Source organism: Paenibacillus sp. FSL P2-0121 (genome assembly GCF_037975345.1).
In the GTDB taxonomy this organism is placed as follows: domain Bacteria; phylum Bacillota; class Bacilli; order Paenibacillales; family Paenibacillaceae; genus Paenibacillus_AQ; species Paenibacillus_AQ odorifer.
In genome coordinates this window covers 6,456,633-6,470,651 of sequence record NZ_CP150245.1, presented here as the reverse complement: position 1 = coordinate 6,470,651, position 14,019 = coordinate 6,456,633, and the positions used below count along the sequence as shown (strand labels likewise).

13 protein-coding genes are annotated in these 14,019 nt (G+C 45.8%); 11 read left to right on the top strand and 2 right to left on the bottom strand.

Annotated features, from left to right (window positions below):
- Nucleotides 1–204 precede the first annotated feature (204 nt).
- From MKY54_RS28635 to MKY54_RS28600, 8 genes are all read left to right on the top strand, one after another.
- Nucleotides 205–1,869 (top strand): ATPase, T2SS/T4P/T4SS family, encoded by a 1,665-nt coding sequence (locus tag MKY54_RS28635; protein ID WP_339188716.1) that lies wholly within the window; start codon nucleotides 205–207, stop codon nucleotides 1,867–1,869.
- A 43-nt stretch (nucleotides 1,870–1,912) separates the two neighbouring features.
- On the top strand, nucleotides 1,913–2,962 hold the full coding sequence (locus tag MKY54_RS28630; protein WP_312148768.1) for a type IV pilus twitching motility protein PilT: 1,050 nt from the start codon (nucleotides 1,913–1,915) through the stop codon (nucleotides 2,960–2,962).
- Nucleotides 2,962–4,167, top strand: coding sequence for a type II secretion system F family protein (locus tag MKY54_RS28625; RefSeq protein ID WP_036678542.1), 1,206 nt, complete (start codon nucleotides 2,962–2,964; stop codon nucleotides 4,165–4,167). The genes MKY54_RS28630 and MKY54_RS28625 overlap by 1 nt, the downstream gene beginning before the upstream one ends.
- A gap of 189 nt (nucleotides 4,168–4,356) precedes the next feature.
- Complete coding sequence (locus MKY54_RS28620) at nucleotides 4,357–4,851, top strand: type II secretion system protein (RefSeq protein WP_312148767.1); 495 nt, start codon at nucleotides 4,357–4,359, stop codon at nucleotides 4,849–4,851.
- 73 nt (nucleotides 4,852–4,924) lie between these two features.
- Nucleotides 4,925–5,674: a prepilin peptidase gene (locus tag MKY54_RS28615; protein WP_339188711.1), complete on the top strand. Its 750-nt coding sequence runs from the start codon at nucleotides 4,925–4,927 to the stop codon at nucleotides 5,672–5,674.
- Between the two features lie 15 nt (nucleotides 5,675–5,689).
- Nucleotides 5,690–7,291, top strand: a complete 1,602-nt coding sequence (gene pilM / locus MKY54_RS28610) for a pilus assembly protein PilM (protein ID WP_339188709.1) — start codon at nucleotides 5,690–5,692, stop codon at nucleotides 7,289–7,291.
- Nucleotides 7,275–7,880, top strand: a complete 606-nt coding sequence (gene pilO, locus MKY54_RS28605; RefSeq protein ID WP_339188706.1) for a type 4a pilus biogenesis protein PilO — start codon at nucleotides 7,275–7,277, stop codon at nucleotides 7,878–7,880. The genes pilM and pilO overlap by 17 nt, the downstream gene beginning before the upstream one ends.
- Before the next feature lie 195 nt (nucleotides 7,881–8,075).
- Nucleotides 8,076–8,678 (top strand): DL-endopeptidase inhibitor IseA family protein, encoded by a 603-nt coding sequence (locus tag MKY54_RS28600; protein WP_051491029.1) that lies wholly within the window; start codon nucleotides 8,076–8,078, stop codon nucleotides 8,676–8,678.
- A gap of 37 nt (nucleotides 8,679–8,715) precedes the next feature.
- Here MKY54_RS28600 and MKY54_RS28595 read toward each other — a convergent pair whose 3' ends face one another.
- Together MKY54_RS28595 and MKY54_RS28590 are read right to left on the bottom strand one after the other, a co-directional pair.
- A complete protein-coding gene (locus MKY54_RS28595) occupies nucleotides 8,716–9,123 on the bottom strand; it encodes a CBS domain-containing protein (protein ID WP_076123832.1) in 408 nt (135 codons plus the stop codon).
- Nucleotides 9,124–9,276: 153 nt separating this feature from the next.
- Nucleotides 9,277–10,704 carry a VanW family protein gene (locus MKY54_RS28590; RefSeq protein ID WP_339188703.1) on the bottom strand — a complete coding sequence of 476 codons (1,428 nt, stop codon included), beginning with the start codon at nucleotides 10,702–10,704 and terminating at the stop codon, nucleotides 9,277–9,279.
- Between the two features lie 342 nt (nucleotides 10,705–11,046).
- Between MKY54_RS28590 and ftsE the strand changes: the two genes are divergently transcribed.
- From ftsE to MKY54_RS28575, 3 genes are read left to right on the top strand one after another with little or no spacing between them, the layout of a single operon-like run.
- Nucleotides 11,047–11,733, top strand: coding sequence for a cell division ATP-binding protein FtsE (gene ftsE / locus MKY54_RS28585; RefSeq protein WP_036678556.1), 687 nt, complete (start codon nucleotides 11,047–11,049; stop codon nucleotides 11,731–11,733).
- Nucleotides 11,723–12,637 (top strand): permease-like cell division protein FtsX, encoded by a 915-nt coding sequence (ftsX, locus tag MKY54_RS28580; RefSeq protein WP_076123828.1) that lies wholly within the window; start codon nucleotides 11,723–11,725, stop codon nucleotides 12,635–12,637. Before ftsE ends, ftsX begins: the two co-directional genes overlap by 11 nt.
- A 28-nt stretch (nucleotides 12,638–12,665) precedes the next feature.
- Nucleotides 12,666–13,964, top strand: coding sequence for a peptidoglycan DD-metalloendopeptidase family protein (locus MKY54_RS28575; protein WP_076123826.1), 1,299 nt, complete (start codon nucleotides 12,666–12,668; stop codon nucleotides 13,962–13,964).
- Nucleotides 13,965–14,019: the final 55 nt, after the last annotated feature.

Genomic DNA, 14,019 nt, shown 5'->3' with positions numbered 1-14,019 from the left:
TATTGAAATATACCTATTAAATTATAACTAAAGTCCTAGTTAGATTGAAAAATACTCAAAATTGACAAATTTATGGAAGGTCTATTTATGGTAATTATATCTTTCGTTTTTGAGTGAATTTTGCTGGGAGTTTGATTTCTATTTCTATAAAAAATATCCATTATTTCAGCCGGCATAAATAACGGCATACGGAGATGAATAGACTTGGCTATCGCGAAAAAGAGACTGGGCGACTTGCTGGTAGAAAATAATATTATTTCGCAGGACCAGTTGCTTGAGGCTCTCGCGGAACAGCGTAAGAGTAAACGTAAGCTCGGCGATCTGCTAATCTCTCAAGGTTATATCACGGAGCAGCAGCTGATTGAAGTGCTTGAATTTCAACTCGGCATCCCGCATGTCAGTTTATTTAAATACCAGGTAGATCCCGCAATCACGCAGATTATCCCTGAAAGTATGGCTAAGCGATATCAGGTGCTTCCATTCTTAAAAGAGGGTGGTAAGCTGATGGTTGCGATGGCGGACCCGCTGGATTATTTTGCGATAGAAGATTTACGTATGAGTACTGGCTTCCGGATCGAACCCGCTATTTCTACGAGAGATGAGCTGCAGCGGGCGATTGCGCGCCACTATGGCATGCGCGATTCTATGAATCAGATGCTGGTAGAACTCCCGACACAGGAAGAAATAGAAGAGACCGAGATTACAGATGAGGACTCCCCAATCGTACGTTTAGTCAACCAGATGATTCAGCAGGCAGTTGCCCTGCGGGCGTCTGATATACATATGGACCCAGGTGAAAATAATTTAACCATCCGCTACCGCATTGACGGAACCTTACGGACAGAGCGGATTATTCCTAAGCAGATGCAGGGCTTTATCACCGCCCGTCTGAAAATAATGGCCCGCCTGAATATCGCAGAACGGCGTTTGCCGCAGGACGGGCGGATCAAAATGCAGTTCGATTACAAAATGGTAGATATTCGTGTGTCTTCATTACCAACGATGCACGGAGAGAAGATTGTGTTGCGGCTGCTAGATTTAAGCACAGGGGTCAAATCCGTAGATGCTTTGGGATTCAGTGAGGGGAATGCAGAAGCTTTTAAGGAGATGATAGCTCGTCCTTATGGGATTTTGCTGATCACGGGACCTACAGGCAGCGGAAAAACAACAACTTTATATTCAGCGTTAAATCAACTTAATGTAGAAAGCGCAAATATTATCACAGTCGAAGATCCAGTGGAATACCAGCTTGAAGGAGTAAATCAAGTACACGTAAACTCGGCTATTGGACTAACCTTTGCAGCTGGGCTGCGTTCGATTCTTCGACAAGATCCGAATATCGTAATGGTCGGTGAAATACGGGATGCGGAAACTGCTGAAATTGCTGTTCGCGCCTCATTAACGGGTCATCTAGTGTTGTCTACTTTACATACAAACGATGCGATTAGCTCCGTCTCCCGATTGCGGGATATGGGGGTAGAACCTTATTTGATCGCTTCTTCGCTGATTGGTGTGGTAGCACAGCGGCTGGTGCGCAAAATCTGCACTGACTGCAAAGAAACCTACAAACCATCTGAACAGGAAGCAATTATGCTACGTAGCTTAGGACTACCTGTGGAAGCATTACAGCGTGGACGCGGCTGTGGTAGCTGTAACAATTCTGGCTATCGTGGACGAATAGCGATTCATGAAGTACTCAGTATTGATGATCACTTACGGCAGCTCATTACAAACACTGCCTCAGTAGAAGAACTGCGTGCAGCAGGTAAAGCGCGTGGGCTTGTTCAACTGATGGATGACGGACTGCTCAAGGTCAGTCAAGGAATTACAACGCTTCAAGAAGTCATGCGCGAGACGGTCTCACATTAGAGTTTAACAGCGATTTAGCATTCTAACTTAGGGGGAGCGGCTAATGCCAACGTATACGCGGGATATTAGACAACTATTACAAACGGCTTACTCCTCCAAAGCTTCTGACTTACATATTTCCGTAGGATCACCGCCGGTTATTCGGATGGATGGAAAGCTGCACTCGCTTGAGGGTGAGTCCGTGGTTGCTGAAGAAGCGGCAGATATGGCCAAAATGCTACTTGGTAGTGAACGAATTGAAGCATTTCGGAATGCGGGCGAATTGGATTTTTCATATCCGCTTGATGGTGGGGTAAGATTCCGGGTGAACGTTTATCGTCAGCGGGGCGAGGTTAGTATCGCCGCCCGGGCCATTCCTGCAGAGATTCCGAGTCTGGAACAGCTGTCGATGCCTTCGATTTTAACTACTTTGTCGCTTAAGCCACAAGGTCTAATTTTGGTTACAGGACCCACAGGCAGCGGCAAATCTTCTACGCTTGCAGCTATGCTGAATTATATTAACCAGACGGAGAGCAAGCATATAGTGACGTTGGAAGATCCGATAGAATTTCTACATAACCATGGAACCTGTCTAGTAGATCAACGTGAAGTGGGAAGTGATACGGCTAGTTTTGCTAATGGATTGCGTGCTGCCTTACGTCAGGATCCGGATGTCATTCTCGTTGGTGAGATGCGGGATTTGGAGACCATTTCAGCAGCGGTTACGGCCGCAGAGACAGGTCATCTTGTGATGGCAACTTTACACACAACAGACGCACCACAGACGATTGACCGAATTATCGACGCTTTTCCGGGCCATCAGCAGGGACAGATTCGTTCACAACTAGCATCAGTGCTGCTGGCAGTAGTCAGTCAGCGGTTGTTCCCAAGGGCTGGAGGTCGGGGGCGTTTATGCGCTACGGAAATTTTGATCAATACACCAGCCGTAGCCAATCTTATTCGTACCGAAAAAACACATCAGATCAAAAATGTGATGCAAACGGGACGCTCACAAGGCATGCACACCTTGGACATGAGCATCCGTGACTATTTATCGCAGGGGCTTATTGATCCAACAGCAGCTAAGGCGTTTATGGCGGAGGTGAGCAGCTGATGCCTCTTTTTGAATATCAGGTGAAGACATCCGCAGGCAAATCTATCAAAGGGAAACTAACGGCAACCGATAAACCTACGGCGATGGAGGAGCTACGCAAGCGGGGACTTACGGTATTTTCACTGATTGAACGCAAAACCACAATTTTATCGATGGACATTTATATTGGTAATCCCGTTAAGCCGCTTCATTTCATCATTTATTGCAGACAATTTGCCACGCTTATGCGGGCGGGGGTATCGATTGTGGATGCAACGCGTATTTTGGCAGAGCAGACCGAGAGTAAGCCACTGCGCAAAGCGTTAGTAGATGTTAATTCCAGCCTGATGCGCGGGATATCGTTCTCACAAGCCGTTCAGGATCATAAAAAAATCTTCCCGCAGCTATTTGTCAGCATGATCCGTGCCGGTGAGGAATCCGGTGATATTGAGGGGACGTTGGACAGGTTGGCTATGTTTTTTGAGAAACAGCACACCACGACAGAGAAGATAAAATCAGCGCTTACGTACCCGATTACCGTAGGGGTTATGGCGATTGCCGCGGTTATCTATCTACTTTGGGCGATTGTGCCACAGTTTGTAACGATGTTTGAATCGATGGATGCCGAGCTTCCGGCAATTACACAGATGGTCTTGGCACTTAGCAAAAGCATTCAAGGTCAATGGTATTTCTGGATACTCGGAGTACTTCTCCTAGTGATAGCTTTTCAGATTACAAAACGTACGGAAAAGGGTGCTTACGCTCTGGATTATGCCAAGCTTAAGATACCTGTGTTCGGTAAGCTGAATCAAAAAGGCTCGATTGCTCAGTTTACGCGTACTTTTTCTTCTCTTTATGCCAGCTCTGTACCGATCCTACAGTCCTTGGTGATTGTTGAGGAGGTAGCAGGAAATAAGGTCATCGGGAAATTCATCCGTAGTGCAGGGGATTCGCTGAGACAAGGTAATCCACTATCTGAGCCGCTAAAAAAAGCTTGGGTCTTTCCGCCACTAGTTACGCAGATGATAGCGATTGGCGAAGAGACAGGGGCGCTCGACACGATGTTGTCTAAGGTAGCTGATTTTTATGAGATGGACGTGGAGAATACCGTCGACCGTCTGAAATCGCTGCTTGAACCACTATTGATCGCTTTTCTAGCCGCTGTTGTAGGTGTCATTGTAGCAGCCATTATGCTGCCTATGTTCAGTCTGTACGGTAATATGTGAACCTCTTGGTTCCTTGTATATATTGAGAGGGGTGACGCCGGGGAGGCGGGGCAAGATCCACGAACTTACGCTGGCGATTAGACGACGATGGACGAGCTGTTTCCGTAAGCACAAGAAAGCTGATGCTGGATTCACTGAAATAAAGGATATAGGTCTTATCATCACACACCACTTAGAGGGGGAAATCAAATGTTAGCACAAGCGATTAAAAGAAGATTAAGCAAAGAGGAAAATCAAAAGGGGTTTACGCTGATTGAGTTGCTGGCGGTTATTGTTATTTTGGGGATTATTGCGGTTATTGCAATTCCGATGATTGGTGGAATAATTAATAACACAAAAGAGGATGCTGATGTTGCTACTGCTCGTCAAGTTTATGATGCAACTCGTATGTATATTACTTCCGAGTTAAATGGAGCATTCGACTCTGACACTACGACAACTGGTACTGCAGTTAATGTTACAGTTGCAGAATTAATAGCAGGTCATTATCTTGAGCCTAATCTGTTGTTGCCCAGCAATAAACATACAATTACCGCAGGCACAGTTACCTTTACCGATGGCGCATTAACAGCTCTTTCTCTAAGTACAACTGGTAGTACTCCATCAGGAGGGACTGCCCCAGCAGCGGTAGATCATACTTTTGTTGTTGCCGATGTTCTCAAATCTGAGAAATCAAAAAAATAAAATGAATTAGACTTTCAAGGAATCGGACTTCCCGATTCCTTTTTTAAAATCCAGAAGCTAACAGAGGACAGCCATGACGATATTTATCGCAAGTTACATCACATTACTGGGCCTGGTTCTAGGCTCCTTCTATAACGTAGTAGCGCTGCGGGTGCCGGCCAAGGAATCCTTGCTTAATCCGCCGTCACATTGCCCGAACTGCAATACGCGGCTGAAAGCGCGGGATTTGCTTCCGGTGGTAAGCTACCTGCTGTCAGGAGGCAAGTGCCGATACTGCGGCACAAGGATTTCGCCATTATACCCGCTTGGAGAAGCGGCAACGGGTTTGCTTTTTTTATGGGTGTATTTGCAATTTGGTCTGACGGGTAAGGGAATCATCGGGTTCATTCTTGTGAGTTTAGCGGTTATCGTGACGGTTGCGGATTTGAAGTACATGCTGATTCCCAACAAGGTATTGTTGTTTTTTTTACCGCTGCTGCTGATTCTTGTACTACTATTTCCAGAAGGACCGATATGGCATCATCTGCTAGGAGCTGTGCTTGGGGGAGGGGGCCTTATCCCTTTTGTTCTATTAGGTGGCATGGGGGCTGGAGATGTGAAGTTATTTGCGCTGCTGGGCTTGGTGATTGGCTTTCTGAATGTGATTTTGGCCTTTTTTGTGGCTTGTCTGCTTGGGAGCGTGGTGGGCGGACTGCTGATGCTGCTCGGTGTAATCAAACGTAAACAGCCGGTACCCTTCGGCCCATGGTTAGCTATAGGAGCTTTAATTAGTTTTGGATATGGTTCACACATCATCGGCGCGTATCTCTCGCTCATCGGATAGGAGGACATCGATCACATGCTTGGATTAGGCCCCAAAGTGGCCGGACTTTCAATTGAAGCTGCCGGAATCCGTTATATTAGTTTTAAGAATAAACAGTCATGGGAAGTCCGTAAAAAACGGTTTCTCCCGCTCCTTCCAGGCATGATCATTGAGAATCAGGTGGCGGATAGCGAGGCGCTTTATGATCGGGTAAGGCAGTGGGTGAAGAAGGAAGGGTTAAGGGGAAGTAAGGTTTCTTTGTCCATTCCACCTTCGCAGATCATTATCCGTAAAATGAGTATTCCTAGTACCAATGACAAACAGGTAGAACAACTCGTGAAGCTGGAAGTGGAGACGGGACTGCATTTACCTTTTGAAAATCCTGTCTACGACTATGTAACGCTCGAAGTGGATGAGGAGCAAAGTCACCTGCTCGTATTTGCTGCTCCGCGAAAATCGATTCAGGATTACGTAGAAATTCTGGAGCGGGCGGGTCTTCGGATAAGTAGTGTCGAAATTTCGGCAACCGCCTTAGCGCGTGCTATAACCACTGGGCACGGGGAGAGCTTTGCGGAGACGATGCTGATTAATATGGAGCCATCGGTAATGGACATTTATATGTTCAGAAACGGGAATCCGGTCTTCATTCGTACGATAAACTTACTTGATCTACATAAAGGAAGAAATTTAGCGGGAATGGATCTTTTGTCAGACAGTGAAACCTTGGCAGAAACAGCTGTCGCTGTGGAAGAACATTTATCACCCGAGCAAATGGTGGAAATCACTGCGGAAATCTCCCGTATGCTCAGCTTTTATCAATACAGCTTGCATGACGGTTCCACTCGTATCAACAATTTAGTGATTACGGGCACTCCCTCGATTCGTAAACAACTGGACCTGGAGCTCCAGCAGTCCCTAGCTGAACTTGAAATAACACCAATAAGTCTGGAACAGATGGCTAGTGCTGCTGTTTCTGACCCTGATCTAAATGATTACCGTGTAGCTGCCGGGACCGCTCTAAAAAATAGCATCAACACGGATACGATTGATCTATTGCCGAGAGAAGATCGAGAGACGTTGCTATTTCCTTATGTCACGATGGGGCTTGTAGCGATCTGGCTGCTGGGGATGATCGGAACGGGGATTTATTTTTCGGCCAATAAGGGTCAAATTTCTAATGGTAAAGAAGAGCTGCAAGGCCTGCAGGATCGCAGTTTAATGCTCCAAGTAGAGCTCGCGAAGCTTAAGAACAGCGGACCTGGACAGCTAGATCGGAAAGCAGCCATCACAGTGCTTCAGGACAATAAGGTGATTGCAGTCCCTATCTTGGACGAATTAGTGGAAGGATTGCCTAAGGAGGCACTAATCCGTGATATTAACTATACCTACCGGACATCTATAGATCTGACTGTAAATGTATCCACTATGGAGGATGCTTCCAACTATTTAAGACAACTTCGCCAAATGTCTTTTACGGCCGATGCCTCTATTCAAAAGCTTACTGAAGGTGCCGCCGATGCCATTTCATACAATACGTATACGGCTATTTATAAAGTGAACTTAGCAGCGGCTAAGCAGCAAAACAGTGAAACGGATGCCAGCCAAGGGGAGGTGAGCAGCGATGGAACAGATCAATAAATATCGCTCTCCCATCGTACTAGGGGTGTTAATTCTATTCCTGATATTGTTTGCATTCTATATGCTGGGTGTTCAGCCGACTACTAAGGAAATTTCCGCACAGAGCAGCGAGATCAGTCAGTTGGAAAAGGAAGCAGAAATGCTCCAAACCAAAATCAATGAGCTGAAGGGCAGCGGCAATGAGGGAGATCTAGAACAGAAGGAATTACTGGGGGAACTCCCAAAGGGCGATGACAGCGAAGGTCTGATTGTTGATTTGCGGGAGGTTAGCACGTCCTCACAAGCGCGGCTAAAGGATCTTAGTTTTGTTTTGGATGAGGCTAATCCGATTCAGCAAATGACAGGTTCAGCTGAGGTGTCATTCCCGACGGTCAAACAGATCAAAATGACTGCAGTGGTGGAGGGGACATATTCGGGGATACGGCAATGGATGGATGAACTACAAGCCTTACCTCGTATTGTGAATGTGGACTCTTTCAATTTTCAGCAATCCTACGAGGATCGTACTAAGAACAATACGGAGAGTATTTTGACTGCTAACGTAGCTTTTACAGCGTATTATGAGGCCACCGCAGCAGCATCCAATTAGGGTTCTAGTACTACTTTATTTAATTATATTACTCCGCTTTTCCTGTGAATCAGGAGGGTGGAGTTTTTTATATTTCCAAAAGAGTTGTAATACGTTTTCATTCCTCTGTTTATTGGGTATTTTAGCTTGCGGGGTGCATAAGCTGAAACAGTGGCGATCGCCTGTATTTTTTAGATGAAAGAGGAGGAACTTCAGATGAACAAAAAATGGATGCTTGGTTCGTTGGCCCTTTCCTTAGGCCTTTTATCAGCAGGTAGCGGAGTTATGGCAGCTTCATCATCAGTGGGAAGCTCGGCAATAAAAAATGTGGCTGTGATTGGTACAGGAAAAGAAGGTCCAGCTACCATAAACAATTTGACGGTAAAAAGTGTTGTACCGCTTGTTGTACATGCCAGAGCAATCTATTTCTATACTAGCCGCGGGGGCAACTTTTTCCCGATGGAAACCTTCATGTATAAAGCGCAAGAGTACCGTTACCTTTCCAATGATATTGGGACAAAGGCGAAGCTGATGAATTACATAAAAAAAGCCTACACGCATAATGCAGCAGCTTATTATGTGCAGACTCAATTTTTGGAGCATGAAGGTAGAATGTCACAGGTGAATGCGGATCTTGGAAACTCATTAATGTTTGAAAAAGCCACCGCCCGAATGCTCTCCAAAACTGCAACAACCGCTGAATTTGACTTAACAGTTCCTTATTCGAGCGGGCAGGAAGGCAGTGAGTCGGTGTATGTGAAGCTGAAAAAGGTGAATGGATACTGGAGAATTGATACGTCACCGGATATTCTTTTTTGAGGAAGGTTTAGGGTAGAAGAGGAAAGGTAATGAGGTTCTACGCTTGGGCGCGGATAAGGTCAGAGGTATATGCAACACCAGCGAATTTACCTTTGCGAGTGATAATGACACAATCATTTTTCATAGGATCTGGGCGGTTCATAGCGAGGCTCAATACCATATCGAGTGGAGTGGAAATGTCAAGAATGAGCGGGGTTTTGTTCATAAGCTTCATGGCAGGTTCTCTGTAGAACAGGTCTACTCCCGATCTTCCTGTAGCTTTCAAAAAGAAACGTTCGCTCATCAACAATCCGAGGGGTTCATTCATAGCATTGCAGACGACGATACATTTGGATTCTGGATGCTGAAACATGACGCGAAGGGCTTCTCTGCAAGTGCGTGAGGCAAAAATAGCAGGAGCACTGCGGACAATACCAGTAAGATCATTTACAAGAGCTGTTGTCATAGGATGTTCATCCTTTCTGATTATGGGTCTACTTCTAATGTACCCCTGAATCGTAAATTTCAAAGCCGGGTAACGTAAGCTACAGGTAAAATAGATGGCTGGAAAAAATAACCGATCAGACCTTAGGGGCTCTGACCGGTTATTTGTTGTTAGCTATTCACTGCGGACGCCGTCCTCCACCAGCTGCTTTCGGGGGACATCCGGGATTATGGATTTGCTCACGCCTCCACGATTAATGGCGATTAATCGTTTTTGTGCGTAATATACGTCGCGGGACAGTTTATTCACCTCAGTGGATTTACCGTCAACATACTTTGTAATGTAGGTTTCAACAATATATCCGGTTTTCCCATTTTGAATAACGCGTGAGCTGCCACGAGGCAGTGAAGAATCGTTTACGTATTTATCGACTGGTGGGAGTACCTCTACTGTTTTTGAATGAACTTTGTAAGTGACATTTTGCGGAAACGTGCCGAACAGCTTTATGGTCAGTGATTTACCCTGCACAGCTGCTTTAATTATGAGATATTTGCCAGTCGTATTGCGAAAACGAAAGTTGATATAACCTTCAGCGAATGTTGCGTCCTGACCTTTGGGCAAGTAGTTGACGGGCAAGGAATGATTACGGCGTTCCACAATTTCTAGCCCTATACGCAGTGCGGCATTGTAAAGAGTGCTCGACACTTGGCAGATCCCTCCACCAACACCTGCTTGCAGTTTGCCGTTCACAATCACCGGCGCTTCACGGAAGCCGTAATTCACCTTTGCTTTTTCTATAGCTTTTCCATAATCAAAGACGGCTCCAGGCGGGAGAATGGTTCCATCCACAGCTTTGGCAGCAGCTTCCACGTTGTAGCTTCGTCCAGGTCCACTTGCACCTAGAGAGGTGCTGAACTGCATTACTTTTCGCTCGATACCTTGTTCCTTTAATTTCTTTAAAGTTATGTCAGGCTGCAGGATTAACAAAGGGACCTCCATCGTGATTCCCTTCTCCAGCAGGGCATTCAGATGATTAAAGTTGGTGGGGGCAGCTGCTCCTAAGGAAGTCTCCAGAGCTGTCCAATCAACCTCCAGGGAAGTTTTCTCAGAAGTATATACGATTCGGTCATCGCCTGTAATTCGTCGTGTAGCGTCCACTGGTTCACCAAAGGACTCCTTCTCCCAAGTGGGACTTAGAATCTTTTGAAATTGTGCGATTTCCAGATGGGTTTCAAGCCTCCACAGCTGAGGAAAGTTATAGCGTGCCTTTACCCGCTCCCAAAGCGTTCCTTCGGCAAGCTCTTTTAAGCCCTGCTGAAAAGCAGAGGCTTCATAGCTCAATCCAGTCTTACTAAGAGTTAGGGGTAAATCTGCATTGCCTTCCACTTTTAGTACTAGAGGGACGGATTCGAGGGCATGTAGCCGTTTATCCAGCTGGGAGCGGACCTCGGTGAGGGTCATGCCTCCGACCTGCCAGCCGGCAAGGGTTGTACCCTTTGGAAGCGTGGTTTTGCTGCCATATAGATGAAGCCCTCCGTAAATACAGGAGCCGATAAGGACGAGTGCGATGACCACTATGAGGGCAGCATGGATTTTTTTCATGATTAATCTCCTTTTGGGGATTTGGATTGCGTTAAGCAGGCGCGGCCCTGTAACAGAACTTAAAGAACACTTCGTGGGATACCGATAATAAATTAGTAAGAAATAAGTAGTCTCTAATAAAGGGAGTTAGGACATCTGATAACAGGCACCGCTAGGTGCTTTTTTATATGTATATGTCCAGTCACTACAAAACTTTCGAATAGTCGTGCAGTTACGGGGTACTCAATCAGTTACAGATTTGTTACAATAGATACATTGCGGAAATATTGAAGTTTATGGAAACTTGAGGTGGACAATGTCGATTCGCACAAGTGGAAAATGTCATAATTGGGAAGTGAGAAAATGATTGAAATGCAAGATGTATGGAAAACGTACCCTAACGGAACTCACGCACTGCAAGGAGTTTCAGTGAAAATCGACCGCAATGAATTCGTGTACGTTGTCGGCCCTTCCGGCGCGGGTAAATCTACTTTTATGAAATTGATTTATAGAGAAGAAGTGCCTACCAAAGGACAGATTTCGGTGGGAGGTTTCAATATAGGAAAGCTAAAACCACGCAAAATCCCTTATGTCCGCCGTAATATCGGCGTTGTATTTCAAGATTTTCGGCTTTTGCCCAGAATGACGGCATACGAGAATGTAGCTTTTGCTATGGAAGTTATTGAAGCGCCGAAAAAAGTCATCAAGAAACGTGTGAATGAGGTTCTTGATTTGGTTGGGCTGAGAAGTAAAGCGAATCGTGAGCCCTCACAGCTTTCTGGTGGTGAGCAGCAACGGATCGCTATTGCACGGGCTATCGTCAATAATCCTTCTGTTATTATTGCGGACGAGCCTACAGGTAACTTAGACCCCGAGACTTCATGGGGCATTATGCAGCTGCTTGACGAGATTAATTTTCGTGGAACAACGATTGTAATGGCTACCCATAACAGAGATATTGTGAACAAAATGCGCAAACGGGTGCTTGCGATTGAGAATGGAAACATTGTCAGAGACCAAGCGAGAGGGGAATATGGTTATGAGTTTTAAAACCTTCTTGCGACATGTGCGGGAAGGCTTCAAAAGCGTATTCCGTAATGGCTGGATGTCGATCGCCTCAATCACTTCGATTGTTGTTTCTCTTTTTGTTCTAGGTGTATTTATTCTTCTTGTTCTTAACGTAAATTCTGTAGCTGATGAGGCAGACAGTCAGGTACAGATCAAAGTGCATCTAGCTTTGAATACAGATCAGAAGATGCGTGAGACCCTGCAGACTGAAATTGGCAATATGCCGGAGATCAGCAAGATTACGTTCATCTCCAAGGAACAGGGACTTAAAGATCTCCGCGCAGATATGGGCGAGGAGGCAGCAGAGCTTCTGGAAGGGTTCGATGAAGACAATAACCCGCTTCCAGATACCCTTCAGGTAGAAGTTATTGAACCTACTACCGTTGCTTTTGTGGCTGAGAAGATTCAAGCCCTTAACAAGACACATACTGAACAGCCTATCTACAAAGTGAAATATGGCAAAGGCTCGATAGAAACATTGTTTAAAATCACGCGTGCCGTACGCAACATTGGCTTTATTTTTGTAGCGGGGCTGGCACTTATGTCTATGTTCCTCATCTCCAATACTATTCGGGTAACGATTCTTGCCCGGCGTAAAGAGATTGGGATTATGAAGCTGGTAGGCGCGACAAATTATTTTATTCGTTGGCCTTTCTTTATAGAAGGGGCATTAATTGGACTCATTGGATCATTGATTACTTCGGGTGTTTTATATGCCGGCTACAAGGGTTTGGAATCTTCGATACAGGGAGATCCAATGCTCGGATTGCAGCTGATCCCTTTCAGTGATATTTGGCTGCTGCTCGTAGGTCTGTTAGTTGGACTAGGTGTGTTGATCGGCGTCTGGGGAAGTACGGTTTCTATTCGTAAGTTTTTGAAAGTTTAATTTAAGAGTGAAGGATGGGGAGTGCGAGTTGAAGAAGATTGCCGCCGGACTAGCCGTAATGTTACTAGCTGTCACTATATTCCAACCCTCTGATGGATATGCCAAAAAAACAAGTGTTGCCGAAATCGATAAGCAATTAAAGCAGCTGCAACAAGAGGTGCAGGAAGCTAAGGCGCAGCAAGAGAAAGCGGAGTCCCAAACGCAGGAAGCGCAGCACTATAAGAATAAGACAAATATCAATTTACAATATGTATTGCAGCAAGTGGATCAAGTTAAAGGCAAAATGACCGAAATCTCTAACAAAATTTCCGATACAGAAGAATCTCTTAATGTTACAGCAACGGAATTGGATGAAGCAGAGGCACGAGTGGCCTCAAGAGAAGAACTCTTAGGATCCCGTGTCCGGTTGATGTACACGGATGGAGCGGTATCTTACCTAGATGTTTTGCTCTCATCGACAAGCTTCTCTGATTTTCTGGGCCGCACCGATTCGCTTAAGATGATTGTGGATCAGGATCAGGAGCTGTTAGTCCAACACAAGCTGGACAAGCAGACAGTTGTAGAGAAAAAGCAGGAGCTTGAGGGGCAATATGCTCAAGCCAAGCAGTTATACACCTCCTTGGAAAATCAGAGAAGCCTGCTGAAAGAGAAGGAAGCGGAGAAGCAGGAGCTTATCGCATTTTATGATAAGCAGATTCAAGAAAGCGATGATCTAAGTGAAGAGCAGAACGAGAAGCTGGTTAAGCTGGCAAGCGAACGTTCTGCTTTGGAAACCCAAAAGGATAAGATTAAAGCTGAGGAAGCAGCGCGCAAAGCAGCAGCCGCCAAAGCAGAAGCGGCACGCCGGGCAGCAGCAGCTGCCAAGAAAGCCGCAGCCAGCAAGGCAAGCAGCAGTTCAAGCTCCAGCTCCTCAACCGCGTATGCTGGTGGAGATGGACCCTTCCTGCTCCCTGTAGGCTCGGCAAGAATCTCCTCCTCCTACGGACCACGGACACACCCTATTACGGGGGAGAAGGGGAAAGTACACACCGGGGTAGACTTTGCAGTTCCACAAGGAACCAATATTCATGCGGCTGATTCGGGAACGGTAATCGTAGCTGAATGGTATAGCGGTTATGGATATTGTGTAATTATTGATCATGGCGGCGGAGTTTGGACCCTCTACGGACATATCCGTAAAGGTGGTATCAAGGTTAGTCCTGGGGATAGAGTCAATCGTGGGGATGTGATTGCTGAATCCGGTTCTACAGGTAATTCGACGGGCCCCCATCTCCATTTTGAAGTTCGGATCGACGGCAAGACAGTAAATCCGATGCCTTATCTCTAATTTTTAAGAACTTATAACTCATATTATTTGAGCGTACGGCATATACTGGAAGAGA

Bases quoted from the DNA above. Each gene is read 5' to 3' on its own strand.
- MKY54_RS28615 (WP_339188711.1), top strand. From the start codon at position 4,925: ATGACGATATTTATCGCAAGTTACATCACATTACTGGGCCTGGTTCTA.
- ftsX (WP_076123828.1), top strand. From the start codon at position 11,723: ATGAGTTTTAAAACCTTCTTGCGACATGTGCGGGAAGGCTTCAAAAGC.
- MKY54_RS28595 (WP_076123832.1), bottom strand. From the start codon at position 9,123: ATGACAACAGCTCTTGTAAATGATCTTACTGGTATTGTCCGCAGTGCT.
- MKY54_RS28620 (WP_312148767.1), top strand. From the start codon at position 4,357: ATGTTAGCACAAGCGATTAAAAGAAGATTAAGCAAAGAGGAAAATCAA.
- MKY54_RS28600 (WP_051491029.1), top strand. From the start codon at position 8,076: ATGAACAAAAAATGGATGCTTGGTTCGTTGGCCCTTTCCTTAGGCCTT.
- pilM (WP_339188709.1), top strand. From the start codon at position 5,690: ATGCTTGGATTAGGCCCCAAAGTGGCCGGACTTTCAATTGAAGCTGCC.
- ftsE (WP_036678556.1), top strand. From the start codon at position 11,047: ATGATTGAAATGCAAGATGTATGGAAAACGTACCCTAACGGAACTCAC.
- MKY54_RS28590 (WP_339188703.1), bottom strand. From the start codon at position 10,704: ATGAAAAAAATCCATGCTGCCCTCATAGTGGTCATCGCACTCGTCCTT.
- MKY54_RS28630 (WP_312148768.1), top strand. From the start codon at position 1,913: ATGCCAACGTATACGCGGGATATTAGACAACTATTACAAACGGCTTAC.
- pilO (WP_339188706.1), top strand. From the start codon at position 7,275: ATGGAACAGATCAATAAATATCGCTCTCCCATCGTACTAGGGGTGTTA.
- MKY54_RS28625 (WP_036678542.1), top strand. From the start codon at position 2,962: ATGCCTCTTTTTGAATATCAGGTGAAGACATCCGCAGGCAAATCTATC.